Origin of the sequence: Serratia sp. BW106 (genome assembly GCF_002607755.1) — a bacterium.
Lineage (GTDB): Bacteria > Pseudomonadota > Gammaproteobacteria > Enterobacterales > Enterobacteriaceae > Serratia > Serratia proteamaculans.
On sequence record NZ_MCGS01000008.1, the window covers coordinates 211587 to 230554 of the forward strand.

The 18968-nt window shown below is 56.2% G+C and carries 13 protein-coding genes; 5 read left to right on the plus strand and 8 right to left on the minus strand.

Annotated elements, in window-relative coordinates; genetic code table 11:
- Positions 1 to 23: 23 nt before the first annotated feature.
- The 4 genes from glrR to purL form a co-directional block, all read right to left on the minus strand.
- The gene (glrR, locus tag BEI65_RS06860; RefSeq protein ID WP_099062688.1) at positions 24 to 1361 is read right to left on the minus strand and encodes a two-component system response regulator GlrR; all 1338 of its coding nucleotides are present in this window, start codon (positions 1359 to 1361) and stop codon (positions 24 to 26) included.
- A complete protein-coding gene (gene qseG / locus BEI65_RS06865; RefSeq protein WP_099062689.1) occupies positions 1358 to 2230 on the minus strand; it encodes a two-component system QseEF-associated lipoprotein QseG in 873 nt (290 codons plus the stop codon). The genes glrR and qseG overlap by 4 nt, the downstream gene beginning before the upstream one ends.
- A gap of 2 nt (positions 2231 to 2232) precedes the next feature.
- Positions 2233 to 3669 (minus strand): HAMP domain-containing sensor histidine kinase, encoded by a 1437-nt coding sequence (locus tag BEI65_RS06870; protein ID WP_099062690.1) that lies wholly within the window; start codon positions 3667 to 3669, stop codon positions 2233 to 2235.
- Positions 3670 to 4560: 891 nt separating this feature from the next.
- Positions 4561 to 8451, minus strand: coding sequence for a phosphoribosylformylglycinamidine synthase (gene purL, locus BEI65_RS06875; protein ID WP_099062691.1), 3891 nt, complete (start codon positions 8449 to 8451; stop codon positions 4561 to 4563).
- 279 nt (positions 8452 to 8730) lie between these two features.
- On the opposite strand from purL, the gene mltF reads away from it, so the two are divergent.
- Positions 8731 to 10191: a membrane-bound lytic murein transglycosylase MltF gene (gene mltF, locus BEI65_RS06880; RefSeq protein WP_099062768.1), complete on the plus strand. Its 1461-nt coding sequence runs from the start codon at positions 8731 to 8733 to the stop codon at positions 10189 to 10191.
- Here the strand turns inward: mltF and tadA are convergent, their stop codons facing one another.
- Positions 10192 to 10704 (minus strand): tRNA adenosine(34) deaminase TadA, encoded by a 513-nt coding sequence (gene tadA, locus BEI65_RS06885; RefSeq protein WP_099062692.1) that lies wholly within the window; start codon positions 10702 to 10704, stop codon positions 10192 to 10194.
- Between the two features lie 110 nt (positions 10705 to 10814).
- On the opposite strand from tadA, the gene BEI65_RS06890 reads away from it, so the two are divergent.
- Positions 10815 to 11867, plus strand: a complete 1053-nt coding sequence (locus tag BEI65_RS06890; protein WP_099062693.1) for a DUF2157 domain-containing protein — start codon at positions 10815 to 10817, stop codon at positions 11865 to 11867.
- A 199-nt stretch (positions 11868 to 12066) separates the two neighbouring features.
- The gene (gene yiaY / locus BEI65_RS06895; RefSeq protein ID WP_099062694.1) at positions 12067 to 13218 is read left to right on the plus strand and encodes an L-threonine dehydrogenase; all 1152 of its coding nucleotides are present in this window, start codon (positions 12067 to 12069) and stop codon (positions 13216 to 13218) included.
- A gap of 42 nt (positions 13219 to 13260) precedes the next feature.
- Here the strand turns inward: yiaY and yfhb are convergent, their stop codons facing one another.
- The 3 genes from yfhb to murQ are packed head-to-tail and all read right to left on the minus strand — an operon-like array spanning position 13261 to position 16201.
- Positions 13261 to 13917 carry a phosphatidylglycerophosphatase C gene (gene yfhb / locus BEI65_RS06900; RefSeq protein WP_099062695.1) on the minus strand — a complete coding sequence of 219 codons (657 nt, stop codon included), beginning with the start codon at positions 13915 to 13917 and terminating at the stop codon, positions 13261 to 13263.
- A 3-nt stretch (positions 13918 to 13920) separates the two neighbouring features.
- A complete protein-coding gene (locus tag BEI65_RS06905; RefSeq protein ID WP_099062696.1) occupies positions 13921 to 15288 on the minus strand; it encodes a PTS transporter subunit EIIC in 1368 nt (455 codons plus the stop codon).
- A 19-nt stretch (positions 15289 to 15307) separates the two neighbouring features.
- A complete protein-coding gene (gene murQ, locus BEI65_RS06910; protein WP_099062697.1) occupies positions 15308 to 16201 on the minus strand; it encodes an N-acetylmuramic acid 6-phosphate etherase in 894 nt (297 codons plus the stop codon).
- A 168-nt stretch (positions 16202 to 16369) separates the two neighbouring features.
- On the opposite strand from murQ, the gene BEI65_RS06915 reads away from it, so the two are divergent.
- Together BEI65_RS06915 and BEI65_RS06920 are read left to right on the plus strand one after the other, a co-directional pair.
- The gene (locus tag BEI65_RS06915) at positions 16370 to 17218 is read left to right on the plus strand and encodes a MurR/RpiR family transcriptional regulator (RefSeq protein WP_099062698.1); all 849 of its coding nucleotides are present in this window, start codon (positions 16370 to 16372) and stop codon (positions 17216 to 17218) included.
- A 134-nt stretch (positions 17219 to 17352) separates the two neighbouring features.
- Complete coding sequence (locus BEI65_RS06920) at positions 17353 to 18891, plus strand: phosphoethanolamine transferase (RefSeq protein WP_099062699.1); 1539 nt, start codon at positions 17353 to 17355, stop codon at positions 18889 to 18891.
- Positions 18892 to 18968: the final 77 nt, after the last annotated feature.

Genomic DNA, 18968 nt, shown 5'->3' on the forward strand with positions numbered 1-18968 from the left:
TGCGCAGGCTGCGGCGGAAAATATCATTCTTTAAAATCGTTGGCGTCCAGTTCATGGCGCGACAGCAATTTATAAAACTCGGTACGGTTGCGGCCCGCCATGCGCGCGGCCTGGGTCACATTACCCTTGGTGATTTGCAACAGCTTGCGCAGATAGTGCAATTCAAACTGATTGCGCGCCTCGACAAAGGTCGGCAAGGCGGTATTTTCGCCTTCCAGCGCCTGCTCAACCAGCGCTTCACTGATCACCGGCGCAGAGGTCAAGGCCACACACTGTTCGATCACGTTCACCAGTTGGCGCACGTTGCCCGGCCAGGTAGCGGTCATCAGGCGTTTCATGGCATCCGTTGAGAAACTGCGGACAAACGGCTTATGGCGCTTGGCGGATTCACGCAACAGATGATTGGCCAGCAACGGGATATCCTCGGCCCGCTCATTCAACGCCGGGATCTTCAGGTTCACCACGTTCAGGCGGTAGTACAAATCCTCGCGGAATTCGTTTTTCGCCATCGCCTTTTGCAGATCGCGGTGAGTGGCGGAAATAATGCGGACGTCAATGTCCAGATCGCGGTTGCTGCCCAGCGGGCGCACCTTGCGCTCCTGCAAAACTCGCAACAACTTAACCTGCAGTGAAAGCGGCATATCGCCGATCTCGTCGAGGAACAGCGTGCCGCCTGCCGCCGCCTGGAACAGCCCTTCGCGGCTGCTGACCGCGCCGGTAAAGGCCCCTTTGGCATGGCCAAACAGTTCGGACTCCAGCAACTGCTCCGGTAACGCGCCGCAGTTAATGGCAATAAAGGCCTTCTTGCCACGCGGGCTGGCGCCGTGGATAGCCTGTGCCAACACCTCTTTACCGGTGCCGCTGTGGCCGTTAATCAATACGCTGACGTCCGACTGCGCCACCATTTTTGCCTGCTCCAGCAGGCGCAGCATAATCGGGCTGCGGGTGACGATGTCCTCACGCCAGCTGTCATCACCGGCTGGCAGTGACAACGACAGCGCATCGTCGATGGCTTTGTACAGCGCATCGCGATCCACCGGTTTGGTCAGGAAGCTGAACACCCCTTGCTGGGTAGCCGCCACCGCGTCCGGGATCGAGCCATGGGCGGTCAGGATGATCACCGGCATGCCCGGCTGGTGCTTTTGGATCTCGACAAACAGCGCCATGCCGTCCATTTCGTCCATCCGCAGGTCGCTGATCACCAGATCAATCTTCTCACGCCCTAACAGGCGCAGCGCTTCCTGGCCACTTTCGGCGGTGGTGACATGGAAACCTTCGCTGGTCAGGCGCATCCCCAGCAGCTTGAGCAGGCTGGGATCGTCGTCAACCAATAACAAATTGGCCGGTTTGCGTGCGGTCATTGCGCGTGAGACTCCTTGTTAGCGGGGGGCGGCGCGTAAGTGTCTTCCGGCTCCACCGGCAGGGCGGTGCCCTTCTCCGGTTCGGCGTCCGACTCTGCCGCCTTGGCCGGTGCGACTTTCTTGCCCGTGGCGTCGGTTTTTTGCTGCGTCCCGCTGTTGTCCGGGATGTCACTCTGCAACTGCTTGCGTGAAGAGAGCTGACGTTCGATATCGGTCAGGTTTTCCAGCTTGCGTGAAGTGTCCTGCAGCTGCGCCTGTAGACGCACCTGGCTCTGACGCAGCGTATCGATCTGGCTGTCAGAGCTTTCCTGCAGGTGTTGATAGCGCGCCTTTTCATCAAACAGGGTGATCTGCAGCACCTGCTGTTGACGCCACAGCTGCAACAGCGGGCGCAGGGAACTTGGGAACTCCATGCGGTAACTGTTCAGGCGATCGATCATCTGGCGGCGTTCGCCCGAGGTCGGCTCGGCGCTGCCCAACAGAATGCTTTGCTTGAAAATGCCGTCCCAACTGTTGCCGGGCAAGGTTTTCGCCAGCGCACGGGCCTGGGTTGAACCGATACGATCGGCACAGTCCATGGCGCGCAGCCAGTAAAGTGAGTTATTCAACGCGTCTTTTTCGTCGAGCGGCCACAGGGTGTCGCAGGCTGCGATGCGGTAATCCACCACTTTGGTGTCCGGGATCGCTTCCTGCTGCGGCTGATTCAGGCCACCGCTGACCGCACGATCGACGCAGCCCGCTAACAGAAACGGCATAAAAAGAACGCTGCCTAAAAAGGAAAATCGACGCTTGCCGAGCGGCGTGCCCTGTGTGGCACGCGGTGAACGTTCGGTCTGCGAGAGACGAAGGCGTTTAGACCATGTGTACATTATTATTCATTCTCGGCGGTTAATGGCAATTCAATACGGAAGCAGACGTCTGCGCCGGCGACTTCGACCAACTGCAGTTCGCCACGCATGCGGCGGATACAATCCTGCGCGATGCTCAACCCCAGACCGCTTCCTTTTACTGCCCCTTTTCGCTGGTGACTCCCCTGGAAAAAAGGCTCAAAAATCATGGTTTTCTCGGCTTCGGGGATCGGCGTGCCGCTGTTAGCGACATCAATCTGCACCCTTTGCCCAACCTGACGGCTGCGGATCCAAATGTTACCGGATTCCTTGCCGTAGTGCACCGCATTGGAGTAGAGATTATCCAGCACGCGCATTAATAGCGTAGGCTCTGCCCAGCAGATTTCCGCATCCAATTGGATCTCGGTGCCGATCATTTTTGCCCGCGCCGGCAAACTGTGCGCAGCCACCACCATTTCGACCATCCCTTCCAGCTCGACATTCTCATGTTCTGCCGGACCATCGGCCAGTTTGCGGTTGTAATCCAGCAGTTGTTCAATCAGTTGCTGCAGGTGGCGACTGCTGCCGTCGAGAATGGCCACCACCTCTTTTTGATCTGAGGTCAGTGGACCGGCCACTTCGTCCGCCAGCAGTTCGGTGCCCTCACGCATGCTGGCCAACGGCGTCTTCAACTCATGCGAGATATGGCGCAGGAACTCATGGCGCTGCGACTCCAGCCACGCCAAACGTTCACTCAACCAGATAATGCGCTGTGCCAACGAACGCAGTTCACGCGGCCCTTTAAACAAGGCGGTACTGCCCAACGCCCGCCCTTCCCCCAGACGGTTGATCATGCGCTCGACCGCTTTTACCGGGCCGATAATCATCCGGGTAAACAGCACCACCAGCATCACGCTGACCAGGAACAGCATCAGCGCCTGCCAACCGAAGAACTGGCCGCGCTCGGCGATCGCCTGCTGCAATTGCTGGCCGCGAGAGAACACCACGGCGCGCGTGGCCTGTACCATCTCGGCATTGGAGCGCGAGAACGACTCCAGCAGCGTCGAAGCCTGCGAGTCCGGGCCGCTGTTCTGGCATTTAATCGCCGCCAGTTGGGTTAGCAGGTCGCGCAAGGTTTGATAATAGCGTTCATCCGGCAGGATCGGCGCGTGGGCATCGAGCATCTGCGAATACTGTTTACGTTGGTTCTGATATAGCCGCGCCAGGGTGGGATCCACCAGCACGCAGTACTGGCGATAGCTGCGTTCCATTTCCAACGCCACGCTGGTCATCGCCTCACTACGTCGCGCATCCACCAGCGTGGTGCGGTTGATGTCCGCCGCCTGAGCACTGAGATGATCCAGACTCTGGTAAGCCTGATAGGCCAGCACCAGCAGTGGCAACAGCACCAACAAGAACGCCATCAGCACCAGTTGGCGCAGTGAGCGGGGAAATAAACGCCATCTTTTCAACGAAATCATCTCATTGTCTCTAGTCTGCTTCGATGCTAACCGAGTCGCCGATGAGAGGAAAGCCCGGCGTTCAGCGGAGCGTCAGGAAAATATGGGGAATCGGCCGTTGGTGGAGGGTGTCTGCGTTTGGAACTATCGTAATAGCCAAAATAATTGGAGTTGCATCAAGGCGGCAAGTTTGTAAGTCCCCTGGAGCTTACTCAAGTAAGTGACGGGGGCGCACATGCGCAGTCAACACAGATGCAGCTTCAAGTATGAAGGATATTTGACGCTGGGGCAGGGCTGCCCCATCGCAAGAAAGTGTGGATGCCCTTGAATCTCGTCCCCAGGGTGATGTAGCACAAGGCTGGCATCGAACAGGACGAATAGCATCCGTAAGTATCCGGGATTGATGAATATTCATCACAGTTGGATACAGGCGGTGCCTCACTCCACGTGTCGCCCGATGCTTGATAAAGCGCTTGCGCGTCTGTTATCGGTTTGGTTGGACGATAGGCACCATTTCTTTGGCATCATTCGGAGGCTTATGAGGCAACTGTTCCGTCTAAATACGGGGCCGTCATAAAAAGTTGAATGAGCAACTGGGGAGAATAATGCACTTAGCGTGCCAACTTTTCAAGTTATTTTTAATATATTGATATATATGGATAAAAATTTTATTCTCTGTCAAAAACCGCTCATTAACGCCACATCGGGTGAAGAAAAAAACGCCACCCTGTCGTCAAAAACCGACAACTTAAGCCAATTAATTTTTCACCATTATAAATCAATAAGTTAAGTGTCTCTTTTTAGAGACAATAAAAATAGCCTCTGTCGCAAAATGCAGACAACCACCAGCGCGCAGAACAATAAAAAGGGGCGCAATCTCTTGCGCCCCTCGGGCTAGAGCTAAATGCTCGCTTAACCCAGCTGTTTACGGGCGTTGCGGAACATGCGCATCCACGGGCTGTCTTCGCCCCACTCTTCCGGATGCCACGAGTTGCTGACGGTGCGGAAGACCCGCTCCGGATGCGGCATCATCACCGTTGCGCGGCCATTGGTGCTGGTCACTGCGGTGATCCCGTTCGGCGACCCGTTCGGGTTGGCCGGGTAGGTTTCCGTTACCTGGCCGGCATTATCGACAAAGCGTAATGCCACCAGGTTATGGTGTTCCAGCGCTGCCAGATGCGCAGCATCACGCACTTCGACGTGCCCTTCACCGTGCGATACGGCGATCGGCATGCGTGAACCCGCCATGCCCTGCATGAACAGCGACGGGCTGGCCGCCACTTCCACCAGGCTGAAACGCGCTTCAAAACGGTCTGACAGGTTGCGCACGAAGCGCGGCCAGTGTTCAGCACCCGGGATCAGGTCGCGCAGGTTCGACATCATCTGACAGCCGTTACACACGCCCAACGCCAGAGTTTGCGGACGGTGGAAGAAGGACTCGAACTCGTCACGAACGCGATCGTTGAACAGAATCGACTTCGCCCAACCTTCACCGGCGCCCAGTACGTCACCGTATGAGAAGCCCCCGCAGGCCACCAGCGTATGGAAGTCCTGCAGGTCACGACGGCCTTCCAGCAAATCGCTCATGTGAACGTCTACCGCATCAAAACCGGCGCGATGGAATGCCGCAGCCATCTCAACGTGAGAGTTAACCCCTTGCTCACGCAGCACCGCCACTTTAGGGCGCGCGCCCTTGGCGATGTACGGCGCAGCAACGTCTTCTTCCGGTGCGAAGCTCAGTTTGACGTTCAGGCCAGGATCGCGTTCATCCTGCTTGGCCTGGTGCTCCTGATCGGCACATTCCGGGTTATCACGCAGACGCTGCATCTGCCAGGTGGTTTCCGCCCACCAGGTACGCAGCGTGGCACGGCTTTCGCTGTACACCGCTTTATCGCCCTGAGTAATCACAAAGCGATCCCCGGCCTGCACGCTGCCGATGTGGTGAACATTGTCCTTCAAGCCGTGCTGAGCAAACACCTGCTGCACCGCTGCAAGCTGGTCAGCCGTGACCTGGATCACCGCGCCCAACTCTTCGTTGAACAGCGCAGCCAGTGCGTCGTCGCCCAGCCCTTTGATATCTACCTGCACACCGCAGTGACCGGCAAACGCCATTTCCGCCAGCGTGACCAGCAGGCCGCCATCAGAACGGTCGTGGTATGCCAGCAACGCGCGATCGGCCACCAACTGTTGCATGGCATTGAAGAAGCCCGCCAGTTGCTCAACATTACGCACGTCGGCCGGTTTGTCGCCCAGTTGACGATAAACCTGCGCCAGCGCAGTGGCACCCAGCGCGTTATGGCCGTTACCCAGGTCGATCAGCAGCAGCGCGCTGTCGCCTTTATCGGTGCGCAACTGTGGCGTCACCGTGTGGCGTACGTCTTCTACGCGAGCAAAGCCGGTGATCACCAGTGACAACGGCGAGGTCATTTCGCGCTGTTCATTACCTTCCTGCCAGCGGGTTTTCATCGACATCGAGTCTTTGCCCACCGGAATAGTGATACCCAGCGCCGGGCAAAGCTCTTCGCCCACCGCTTTCACGGCTTCATACAGACCGGCATCTTCACCCGGGTGACCGGCTGCCGCCATCCAGTTAGCAGAAAGCTTCACGCGCTTGAGCGAACCGATTTCGGTTGCCGCCAGGTTGGTCAGGGCTTCCCCGACCGCCAGGCGGCCAGAGGCGGCGAAGTCCAGCAGCGCCACCGGCGCACGTTCGCCGATCGACATCGCTTCACCGTAGTAACTGTCCAGGCTGGCGGTAGTGACCGCACAGTCGGCCACCGGGATCTGCCACGGCCCCACCATCTGATCGCGCGCCACCATACCGGTCACGGTACGGTCGCCAATGGTGATCAGGAAGGTTTTCTCTGCGACGGCCGGCAGATGCAGAACGCGGTTGACCGCATCGGCCAGGGTGATCTCGTCGCGCTGTAGCGGCTGGCCTTTGGCCTGCAGACGGGTCACGTCACGCGTCATCTTAGGCGTTTTGCCCAACAGCACGTCCAGCGGCATGTCGATCGGTTGATTGTCGAAATGACTGTCGTTAAGCGTCAGATGCTGTTCTTCGGTGGCTTCACCGATCACCGCATAAGGCGCGCGCTCGCGGCGACAAATCTCGTCAAACTGCGCCATCTGCGCCGGGGCAATCGCCATCACATAGCGTTCCTGCGATTCGTTACACCAGACTTCCAGCGGGCTCATGCCCGGTTCGTCGTTCAGGATATCGCGCAGTTCGAAACGACCACCGCGGCCGCCATCGCTGACCAGTTCAGGCATGGCGTTGGACAAGCCGCCGGCACCGACATCGTGGATAAACAGAATCGGGTTTTGCTCGCCCAACTGCCAGCAACGGTCGATCACTTCCTGGCAACGACGTTCCATTTCCGGGTTGTCGCGCTGTACCGAGGCGAAATCCAGATCGGCGTCGGACTGACCAGAGGCCATAGAAGATGCCGCACCGCCGCCCAGGCCGATATTCATCGCCGGACCGCCCAGCACCACCAGTTTGGCACCGACGGTGATTTCTGCTTTTTGTACGTGGTCGGCACGGATGTTACCGATACCGCCCGCCAGCATGATCGGCTTGTGGTAACCACGCAGTTCCACGCCGTTATGGCTGTTGACCTGCTCTTCATAGGTACGGAAGTAACCTACCAGCGCCGGACGGCCAAATTCGTTGTTAAATGCCGCGCCGCCTAATGGGCCATCGGTCATGATGTCCAGTGCGGTAACGATGCGCTCCGGTTTGCCGAAGTCCTGCTCCCATGGCTGTTCAAAGCCGGGAATACGCAGGTTGGAAACCGAGAAGCCCACCAGACCGGCTTTGGGTTTGGCACCGCGACCGGTAGCGCCTTCGTCACGGATCTCGCCGCCGGAGCCGGTAGCAGCACCCGGCCATGGGGAGATCGCCGTCGGGTGGTTATGGGTTTCTACCTTCATCAGGATATGGGCTTCTTCCTGATGATAATCATACTGACCATTTTCCGGCGCGGCGAAGAAACGGCCGACCTGCGAGCCTTCCATCACGGCCGCATTGTCTTTATAAGCCGACAGCACGTAATCCGGCGTCTGCTCGAAGGTGTTTTTGATCATTTTGAACAGCGACTTCGGCTGCTGTTCACCGTCGATGATCCAGTCGGCGTTGAAAATCTTATGGCGGCAGTGCTCAGAGTTGGCCTGCGCGAACATATAGAGTTCGATATCCGTCGGGTTGCGCCCCAGACCGGTAAAGGCATTCAGCAGATAGTCGATTTCGTCCTCGGCCAGCGCCAGACCCAGCTTGATGTTGGCCTGCTCCAGCGCGCTGCGCCCTTCTCCCAGCATGTCGACCGCCTGGTAAGGTGCCGGCTGATGTTGAGCGAACAGTTGTTCGGCCTGTTGCAGACTGCTGAAGACGGTTTCCATCATGCGGTCGTGCAACAACGTGGCAAGCTGCTGCCATTGTGCTTCGGTCAGCGTCGGGGCCTTGACGTAGAACGCCAGACCGCGCTCCAGCCGCAGCACCTGCTTCAAACCGCAGTTATGGGCGATATCGCTGGCTTTGGAAGACCACGGAGAAATGGTACCCGGACGCGGCGTCACCAACAGCAGGCGGCCTTCAGGGGCATGTTCGGCGAGAGAGGGGCCGTACTTGAGCAAGCGCGCGAGCTTGGCGTGCTCTTCGGAATTTAACGGTGCGCTAACATCAGCAAAGTGGACGTACTCGGCGTAGATATCACTGACCGGGAGTTGAGCGTCCTGGCAGCGGGACAGCAGTTTGGTAACACGAAAAGCCGACAAAGCGGGCGAACCACGCAGTATTTCCATAATCAAAGTTCTCTCGTCTTCGAAGCAACTGACTTCAGCACTTCATTGGGCGCAACAGGGGGAAAACGCGCGCCATTATAGAGAATCTACGCCGCCGACGAAACCGTTTGCGTAGCTATTATTAATAAAAGCTGTCTGCGCCGTCGAATTGTCATAACGTGTCAATAAAGTTGCACGCTGGCGTTTTGTTGCGCAAAATGCCCCGGCACTGTTGATTTAACCATAAGAAAAGACTGGTCAGCCGTCGGCAGTGCATGTGTGCCACCACTGGATAACTATTTGAAACGCCTTAAAATAAACTACATTCTAATCGGTGTTGTTACCTTGCTTCTGGCGCTCGCCCTGTGGCCCAATATTACCTGGCGCGGCGGTCAGGGCGGGCAACTCGAAGAGATCAAATCCCGCGGAGAGTTGCGTATCAGTACGCTAAACTCGCCGTTAACCTATTTCACCACCAAGCAGGGGCCGAGTGGCCTCGACTATGAGCTGGCAAAACGCTTTGCCAACTATCTGGGGGTGAAACTGGTGGTGATCCCGCACAACAACATTAATGACCTGTTTGACGATCTGGACGATGACGACGCCGACCTGTTGGCCGCCGGGCTGATCTACAATCAGGATCGGCTCAGCCGTGCGCGCACCGGCCCGGCTTATTATTCTGTTTCCCAACAGCTGGTCTATCGCCTGGGTACCGCACGACCGAAAACCTTTGCCGACATTAAAGGCAAACTGGCGGTCGCCTCCGGTTCGGCACACGTCAGCACCCTGAAACAGCTTAAGCAAAGTAAATTCCCGAACCTCAGTTGGGAAGCCTCCAGCGATCTCACGTCGAAAGAGCTGCTGGAGCAGGTGGCCGACGGCAAGCTGGATTACACCCTCGGCGATTCCGTCACCATCGCCCTGCTGCAACGCATTCACCCTCAGTTGGCGGTAGCCTTCGACGTCACCGATGAAGAACCGGTCACCTGGTATCTCAAGCGTGGCAGTGACGACAGCCTGTATGCGGCGATGCTGGACTTCTACAGCCAGATGGTTGATGACGGCACGCTGGCGCGGCTGGAAGAGAAGTACCTCGGCCACGTCGGCAGTTTCGATTACGTCGACACCAGGACCTTCTTGTCGGCCATCGATTCAGTGCTGCCGACCTTCCGTTCTCTGTTTGAAAAATACGCCAGCGAGATCGACTGGAAGCTGCTGGCGGCGATTGCCTATCAGGAATCACACTGGAACCCGCAGGCGACCTCACCGACCGGCGTACGCGGCCTGATGATGTTGACGCGAGCCACCGCTGACGGACTGGGGGTTAACGATCGTCTCGACCCCGAGGAAAGCATTCAGGGCGGTGCCCTCTACCTGCAAAGGCTGATGGCCAAGGTGCCCGACAGCGTACCGGAAGATGAACGTATCTGGTTCTCACTGGCGGCCTACAACATGGGCTGGGGCCATATGCTCGATGCCCGTAAGCTGACCAAAATGCAAAAAGGCAATCCGGACAGTTGGGTCGACGTCAAACAGCGCCTGCCGATGCTCAGCCAGAAACGCTACTACCCGCAATTAACCTATGGCTATGCACGCGGGCGCGAAGCCTATAACTACGTGGAAAACATCCGTCGCTATCAGGTTAGCCTGGTGGGTTATTTGCTGGAAAAAGAGAGAAAGGCGGCGCAGGAAGCGGCCGAGCAGGCGGAACTGGGGAAAGGCTATCCGGCCGTGACGCCGGAGTTGGCACTGAACTTCTGATTATTCAGGGCTGTTATCCGTATCGCTGCGCTGCGCCTGCTTCAACGCCTTTTTCTGCTCACGACGCAGGCGGAAAAAGTTGCTCAGCGTGGCGGCACACTCCTCGGCCAGTACGCCGGACAGGATCTCCACCTGATGATTCATGCCCGGATGGCGCAAAATATCCACCAGCGATCCTGCCGCACCGGTTTTGACATCGGCCGCGCCGTACACCAACCGACGAATACGGCTGTGCACCATCGCGCCGGCACACATCACGCAGGGCTCCAGAGTCACATATAAGGTTGCGTTCAGCAGACGGTAGTTCTGTAACACCGTCCCGCCTTGTCGCAACGCCATGATCTCCGCATGCGCCGTCGGATCGTGGCGACCAATCGGCCGGTTCCAGCCTTCGCCAATCACCTGATTATCCAGCACCAGCAACGCGCCTACCGGCACCTCGCCCTCTTCCTGCGCACGCAGGGCCAGCCGCAATGCCTGACGCATCCAGTACTCATCATTATATTCAGTCATTGCATCATTCCTCGTGCACTTTGCGGCGGGCATTATACACAGTACCCCCCTTTTGTCGCAGCCACTCGACTATACTGGCCGAATAACAGTGTTTTTCAGGGACAGGAAACATGAAATTCAGCAAAAAGAATGCCGTTGTGGTGCGTAAGGCGCTGGACGGTTGGGTGGGTGAAGGCACACTGACCCCGCAACAGCAGCAACAACTGCTGCAACATGTCGAAGTACAACCCTTTGACTGGCGAAGACTGGCGCGTTATGCGTTTCTCGCCGCGTTGGCTTCGTTGGTGATTGCCATCAGCAGCCTGTTCGCCGACAGCGAGCTGCTTTACCGGCTGGGCGAACTGTTCCGCTTCGATGCGCCGGTACGCATGACAATGGCCGCCGTGGTGGCCGTCTTTGGCTATGTCTGGGCGCTGCGCCGTCGCCGCCGTCATCCGGAAAAACGCTATGGCAATGAAGCGGCGCTGTTTGTTGCCGTGCTGTTCACTGCCTGCGCCCTGTGGCAAATGGGCGTCTGGCTCGATAACGGCAGCGGTCGGGTTTCCCTGCTGCTGATGTTTGCCGCCCTGTTGTATGCCGTGATTGGCTGGTTCAGCCGCTCCGGGTTGGTGTGGTGGTTTGCCTTGCTGTCACTCGGCAACGCCTTCGGTGCCGAAACCGGCTATATGTCCGGCTGGGGAGCTTATTGGCTGGGCATGAGCTTCCCAATGCGCTTTATCGCCTTCGGAGCAGTATTGATCGCCGCGGCATTGCTGTTGCGGCCCCTGCTCGCCAGTCGCGGGCTGGAGCGAGTTTCGCTGGCGATGGGTTTGTTGTATCTGTTTATTGCCCTGTGGTTGCTGTCGATCTTTGGTAACTATGGCGACCTCGACAGTTGGTACAACGCGCGTCAGATTGAACTGTTCCACTGGAGCCTGTTGTTCGGCCTGGTCGCCGTCGGCTGCATTTGGCTGGGGCTGAAGCGCGACGACGGCATGCTGCGCGGATTCGGGCTGACGTTCCTTGGCATTAACCTCTATACCCGATTCTTCGAATTCTTCTGGGGCGCCATGCCAAAGGCGATTTTCTTCGTACTGCTCGGCCTGAGCCTGTGGGCATTAGGCCACTATGCAGAAAAGATATGGCAACTGGGCCGTAAACCCCACGATCAGACCGATGATTAAGGCCTGTCGCTTAATCGTAAGTCTTACTGCTGGATTGGGCTGGTGCAGGGGAAATAGACCATACAATTAAAATGGTTAAATTGGAATCAAATCAATCACCTGGTCTAACCACTGCAAAATTGCGATAGATCATAATGATTTAATAATTAGCGGAGTAGTGTTTGAGGCAAGCAATAAAGCTTTTATCAAGGAGTGAGTTATGGCTGCCTCAACTTTCTTTATCCCTTCAGTCAATATGATTGGTTCCGGCTGTCTGGACGAAGCGGCAAACACCATGAAACAACAGGGATTGCGCCACGCATTGATCGTGACCGACAAAGTGTTGAATAACATTGGCGTGGTTGCCCAGGTTCAACGGTTGCTCGCCGCACAACAGATCGAAAGCTGCGTTTATGACGGTACTCACCCTAATCCAACTACGCTGAACGTGAAACAGGGCCTGGCGCTGCTGCAAGAACACCGCTGCGACTGCGTAGTCTCGCTCGGTGGAGGTTCGCCGCATGACTGCGCCAAAGGCATTGCGCTGGTCGCGACCAACGGCGGGGAGATCAAGGATTATGAAGGTGTCGATCGCTCTGCCAAACCGCAACTGCCGATGATTGCCATTAACACCACCGCCGGCACCGCCTCCGAAATGACCCGTTTCTGCATCATTACCGATGAAGCACGCCACATCAAAATGGCGATTGTCGATAAACACGTCACCCCGATCCTGTCGGTCAACGATCCGCACCTGATGGCCGGCATGCCAAAAGGACTGACCGCCGCCACCGGGATGGATGCATTAACCCACGCGATTGAAGCCTACGTTTCCAGCGCCGCCAACCCGATTACCGATGCCTGCGCTCTGAAAGCCGTCACCATGATTGCCGAATCGCTGCGCGACGCGGTTGCCGACGGCAGTAATATGCAGGCACGTGAAAATATGGCCTATGCCCAGTTCCTGGCCGGCATGGCCTTCAATAACGCTTCACTCGGTTATGTGCACGCCATGGCGCACCAACTCGGCGGTTTCTACGATCTGCCGCATGGGGTATGCAACGCCGTGCTGCTGCCACATGTGCAGGAGTTCAACGCCCGCGTTTGCGCACCACGGCTGAAAGACATCGCCGTCGCCATGGGGCTGGATGTGAAACACCTTAACGACCCACAGGGCGCTGCCGCCTGTATCGCCGCCATCCGTTTGCTGGCGAAAGACGTCGGTATCCCGGCCGGGCTGCTCGATTTAAAGGTGAAAGAACAAGACTTCGATACGCTGGCGGCCAACGCGCTGAAAGATGCCTGCGGTTTTACCAACCCGATACAAGCCACCCACGAGCAGATTGTCGCCATCTTCCGCGCGGCAATGTAAACCACCAAAAACAGCAAAGGGCGGATCTCCCGCCCTTTGTTGTTATTCCAGCTGTTGCAGCTCACCCAGCTTACTGACCCGCCAACGGTGCTCGCAGAAATACAGCAAAGGATTATCCTGCTTGCTGTCGCTGTAGCCGCTATATAACTTGAGCGGTGCACCGAGACGCTGTTCCAACTGAGTCACCTTCTGCACCCCCAGGCAACGCAGAGCCAGCACCCAACCACCGTAACGCCGTAAAATACGGCTCCCCACCAGATGTACCTGTGGCAGAAAAGCAGAGTCCTGATACACCTGCTCCACCAGTCGCTCCGGCGAACCCGTGATCAGCCATACCTGCGCATCATGCACTTCGAGGTACTGACGCAGACGCATTTGCACCACCGGGAAAGCGGTCACCTTATCGCGAAAATAACTGACAAAGCGCTGTTCCAATGCCTTTAAACGGGCCTCTGAGCGACCAAAGGTAATTGACCACAACAGAACGCTCATCGGCCAGCGGGCGGCGCGCCCCATCACCAGCAGTGTCAGCCCGACAACCGGCAACAACGGCACTACCAGCAACAGATTCAAAGGCAGATGGCGTAACAAAAAACGCAAGAAACTGCCAAACATGTCTTCCTGATGCAGCGTGCCGTCCAGATCAAAGAACACCACACGGCGGCCTTCCTCGGCCTGCTGGTTCTGTTTCTCGCTCAAGCGCTACTCCTCAGGATCGTTGAATCCCATTATCCAGGTGAAAATAAATCCAGCAGCAATGGTAATCACCAGGCCAGCCAGATACAACATCACCTTACCCGAGACAATGGTTAACGCCAAAGGTAAACCCGAGATGCCGAAGGTGATCACCGTCGCCACCTTCCAGTAACTGATCAGTGCACCACCCACTGCCCCGCCGAGACAGGCGGCGATAAAGGGCCTCCCCAGCGGCAAAGTCACACCGAAAATCAAGGGTTCACCAATGCCAAGAATGCCGACCGGCAGCGCCCCTTTGATCACCTTTTTCAGGCGGGCATTACGGGTTTTCATTAATACTGCCAGCGCGGCTCCGACCTGGCCGACCCCTGCCATGGCCAAAATCGGCAACAGAGGATTAGAACCGTGCGCCTGTACCAGTTCGACGTGGATCGGCACCAGCCCCTGATGTAAACCTGACAGGACCAGCGGCAGGAAAAGCCCGGACAGTACCGCGCCCACCAGCAAGCCCCCTTTATCGATCGCCAAATTGGCGCCGTGGGCGATAGCGTCCGAAATATAGCCGCCCAGCGGCTGCAGGATCACAATTGCCAACGATGCGGTGACCAGCGTGGTGATCAGCGGGTTGAGGATTAACTCAATCGACTCCGGTAGCCAATTACGCAGGCGCTTTTCCACCCAGCACATCAACGCCACCACCAGCAGTACCGCGATGACCCCGCCACGGCCAGGCTGCAACGCCTCACCAAACAGAGTGATCTGCGCCAACGCCGGGCTGGAGAGAATACCGGCCATGACGCCGCCCATCGCCTGTGAACCGCCAAACACCCTGGCGGCATTAACCCCCACCAGAATATTCATGATGGCAAATACTGCGCTGCCGAAAATCGCCAACAGCCCCAGCACGTTGGGATAATTCACTGCCAGCTCACCGGCAATATCCGGCCGTTTCAGCAGATTAATGATGCCGGTAATCAAACCGGAAGCGATGAACGCCGGGATCAACGGAATAAAGACATCGGCCAGTTTTTTCAGCGCTCCGCTCATTGGCGCGGCATACTTTTGCTTGGCCTGCGCCTTGTTGCGAGCAACAGCATCCCCAACTGCTACCACCGCCGGTGCGCCGGGGAGCAGTGAACGCATGGCATCCACCACCTTGGCGGCGGCCCCCGGACCCACGATGAACTGGTGCTGATCGCCCTGTTTGATATAGCCTTTAACGCCCGATAACTGTTTGAGCGCCGCTAAATCAAGGCGTTGCTCGTCACTAACTTCGACGCGCACCCTTGTCATGCAGTTCTCCAGACGCAGGATATTTCCCTCGCCGCCAATGCCCGCCAGAATCTGTGTCGCCAGTGCCGTTGTCTTGTCCATCGCCCGCCCCAGGAGTGGTTTAGCGCGTCAATGCCGCGCGCAAATAGCCGTCGTGCTGCTGTAAGCGCTGCTGCGCCTCTTCAGCATCGATGCCGGCCAGAATCATCAGGATTGCCGGTTTGACTTCAAAACCGGTCTGCGTCAGCGCCGCTTCGGCCTGACTACGCTCGGCACCGGTGGCTTCCACCACGATGCGGCAGGCGCGATCCACCAGTTTTACGTTGGTGGCCTTCACGTCCACCATCAGATTTTCATAGACCTTGCCCAGCTTGACCATCGCACCGGTCGACAGCATGTTCAGCACCAGCTTCTGCGCAGTACCAGACTTCAGACGCGTTGAACCGGTCAAGGCTTCCGGACCCACCACCGGTGAAATCGCCACCTGTGCCTCATGGGCGATCGGTGAATCCGGGTTACAGGAGATCGCCGCCGTCGCGCAGCCCAGTTGTCGTGCATAGCGCAGCGCACCTATCACATAAGGTGTGCGCCCGGACGCGGCCAGCCCGACCACCATGTCGGTAGCCGTTAAATCCAGCGCGACAAGATCGGCCTCACCCAGCGCCGCGTCGTCCTCTGCGCCCTCCACCGCTTTCAGCAGCGCGCCCGGCCCACCGGCAATCAGCCCTATCACCATGCCATGCGGCACGCCGAAGGTCGGTGGACATTCAGAAGCATCCAACACGCCAAGGCGGCCGCTGGTGCCAGCGCCCAAATAAATCAACCGACCACCGGCCCTCAGCGCCGCCGCCGCCAGATCCACTGCCTGCGCAATAGCCGGCAGCACTTTTTCAATCGCCTCCGGCACTTTGCGATCTTCCCGGTTAAAACAGCTCACCATCTCCAGCGTCGACATCTCGTCCAGCCCCATGGTGGCTGGGTTGCGGGTTTCGGATACTAATGCGCCTAAGTTCATCTCTTCACCTTTGAATTTTTAATTCACAAACTTAAATCATTATTTGAATATTTTATTCAACAAAGCGAGCGCTTTTTGCTATTTTAAAGACTCGCTCACAAAAAATTTTCACTGCGCGTTTTCGCCATCGACGTGGCAGAATGGCGTCTGGTTTTCAGGGAATTATCAATGAGTACCCTTCTTCGTATTCGCCAGATGTATCCCACGCTGGCTCAAAATGACCGCAAACTGGCGGACTTTCTGCTGCATAACGCCGAGCAGGCGCGCCATCTCAGCTCACAAAAGCTGGCCCAACTGGCTGGGATCAGTCAGTCGAGCGTGGTGAAGTTTGCTCAGAAGATGGGCTATAAAGGCTTCCCGGCGCTAAAACTGGCGCTGAGTGAAACCCTGGCACAACCGCAGACAGAACCCGCGGTGACGGTGCATAACCAGATCCTCAGCAGTGACGCCCTGAAAACCGTCGGAGAAAAACTGTTGGTAGAGAAGCAGGCAGCACTGCGCGCCACGCTGGACATCAACAGTGAGGAACGTCTGCATCAGGCGCTGGAAATGTTACGTCAGGCGCGGAGGGTTATTCTGCTGGGAATTGGCGCTTCCGGCCTGGTCGCCAAGGACTTCTCCTACAAACTGATGAAAATTGGCGTGATGGCGGTGGCCGAGCAAGATATGCATGTCCAGTTGGCAACGGTTCAGGCGCTGGATAAGCGGGATTTGCTGTTGGCAATTTCGTTCAGCGGCGAACGACGGGAAATCAACCTGGCAGCGGAAGAAGCCCGCCTGGCCGGCGCTAAAGTGCTGGCGCTCACCAGCTTCTCACCGAACGGCCTGCAACAACGCGCCGACCACTGTTTGTATACCATTGCCGAAGAACCCAATACCCGCAGCGCCGCTATTTCTTCCAGCACCGCTCAATATGCCCTCACCGACCTGCTGTTTATGGCCTTAATCCAGCACGATCTTGATCATGCCCGCAACCGAATAAAACATAGCGAACAATTAGTGAAAAAACTCGTCTGAGTCGTATAATGCCCAGGCCACAAATACCAGGATATAAAAAACATATCTAAAAATAGAGTGTGTGGTGTTTATTGTTAAAATTCCGCCAGGAATTTTAACAGGCATGGACAGCAATATATTGATAATAGAGTTTAATGAAAACACATACAGTAATTTTAAATAGAACCCACATATTCGCAACATCCCCCGTGGTCCGCAATTTTTTGCTCTTCGTTGTCGCTTCGTTGATATTAATAAAAGCGATGGGATATGGCGGCACCAAAGGGGTTGATATTCTGTTTATTTCCCTTAGCCTGTTATTATTATCTGCCATCCCCCTCACGCGATATTTTCTGGTTATCCCCTACATTATATTCTGTGCCATTTATGCCCCTGTAGGGGTGATCTACGGCCCACCTTCCGTGTCCGTGGTGTCGGCCCTGTTTCAAACCAACAGGGCGGAAGCCATCGAGTTTCTGCATGCCATACCTGCCGGCTGCTATCTGCTACCCTGCGCCACACTGCTCACATTGTTTATTCTTGCTCGCTATAGCTGGCAACGGTCACTCCCGACAAAAAAAATATTGCCATTTTTGGTAATTTTTATCGTTTTGCTGTTCGCCAGAATACTCAGCGGGGGAGTAGGAAATCTTCATTTGGTGGATTTCTTTTCCTCGCTAGTTTCTTCCTACCAAAGCTACAACCAACAAATGGCAGAAATTGATGCCAGCACGCATTCCCAACCCAGCTGGCTCCTTAATGGCGCTAATAGTAATAAGGCTAACTATGTCATTGTGGTTGGTGAAAGCATGCGCAGGGACTACATGTCATTATTCGGTTATCCGACGCCGACGACCCCCTTCCTGGATCACGTCAACGGGACCTTTTACAGTAATTATATTTCCACTGCACCGAACACCTTCGAATCTTTGCCAAGAACGTTGGCATTGAGCGAAGGGAAAAACAGTCATATTGCAGATAATATTATTACGCTGGCGAAAACCGCAGGATTACACACCCATTGGTTTTCCAACCAGGGTCTGATTGGCCAGTTTGATACGCCGATATCCAAAATAGCCATGTTCAGTGATGAGCACCAGTTCCTGAAAAAAGGGGATTACCAGTCACGCAACACCGACGACGATGAGCTATTGCCTCTGCTGCAAAGCTCATTGGCGAACAATGGTCTGGGGAATCTGTATGTTCTGCATATCATGGGTTCTCACTCGGACTTTTGCGAACGTCTCGGTGGTGAGCCGCCGGTTTTCACCAGCGATAACGCTGAGCTCGCTTGTTACCTTTCAACCTACCGCAAGACGGACCGTTTCATCGAGCATGCTTATGAAATGCTGCAGGCGACTCACTCCCCGTTTAAATTATTCTATTTCTCTGACCACGGTCTTTCCCACCGTGAGATTGACGGCAAACTTTACCTGCGCCATGGCGGTGATACCCGGCAGAATTATGAAGTTCCGCTGCTGGTGCTTTCTGATTCAGATCGGCAACGGACCCTTATTGAGGATCCTTACAGCGCCTTTGACTTTATCAGTCTGTTTGCCCAACAGGCTGGGATTACCATTGCCCAGCCACAATTGTCTTCAGCGGTAACGGCACAAAGCAAAAGGCATGTCTTCAATGGTCAGGAAATGGTTGATTTTGATCAGTTGGCCAACGACCCGCCAGAGTTACTATGACGCCCCGGTTAACCGTATTTGCCGCTACAGGTGGAAAAATGCCCGGAAAAATGGGTTTTATGATAGATTGCGCGCCT

Bases quoted from the DNA above. Each gene is read 5' to 3' on its own strand.
- BEI65_RS06890 (WP_099062693.1), top strand. From the start codon at position 10,815: ATGAAATTCAGCAAAAAGAATGCCGTTGTGGTGCGTAAGGCGCTGGAC.
- yiaY (WP_099062694.1), top strand. From the start codon at position 12,067: ATGGCTGCCTCAACTTTCTTTATCCCTTCAGTCAATATGATTGGTTCC.
- BEI65_RS06920 (WP_099062699.1), top strand. From the start codon at position 17,353: ATGAAAACACATACAGTAATTTTAAATAGAACCCACATATTCGCAACA.
- BEI65_RS06905 (WP_099062696.1), bottom strand. From the start codon at position 15,288: ATGGACAAGACAACGGCACTGGCGACACAGATTCTGGCGGGCATTGGC.
- murQ (WP_099062697.1), bottom strand. From the start codon at position 16,201: ATGAACTTAGGCGCATTAGTATCCGAAACCCGCAACCCAGCCACCATG.
- purL (WP_099062691.1), bottom strand. From the start codon at position 8,451: ATGGAAATACTGCGTGGTTCGCCCGCTTTGTCGGCTTTTCGTGTTACC.
- glrR (WP_099062688.1), bottom strand. From the start codon at position 1,361: ATGACCGCACGCAAACCGGCCAATTTGTTATTGGTTGACGACGATCCC.
- tadA (WP_099062692.1), bottom strand. From the start codon at position 10,704: ATGACTGAATATAATGATGAGTACTGGATGCGTCAGGCATTGCGGCTG.
- qseG (WP_099062689.1), bottom strand. From the start codon at position 2,230: ATGTACACATGGTCTAAACGCCTTCGTCTCTCGCAGACCGAACGTTCA.
- BEI65_RS06915 (WP_099062698.1), top strand. From the start codon at position 16,370: ATGAGTACCCTTCTTCGTATTCGCCAGATGTATCCCACGCTGGCTCAA.
- BEI65_RS06870 (WP_099062690.1), bottom strand. From the start codon at position 3,669: ATGATTTCGTTGAAAAGATGGCGTTTATTTCCCCGCTCACTGCGCCAA.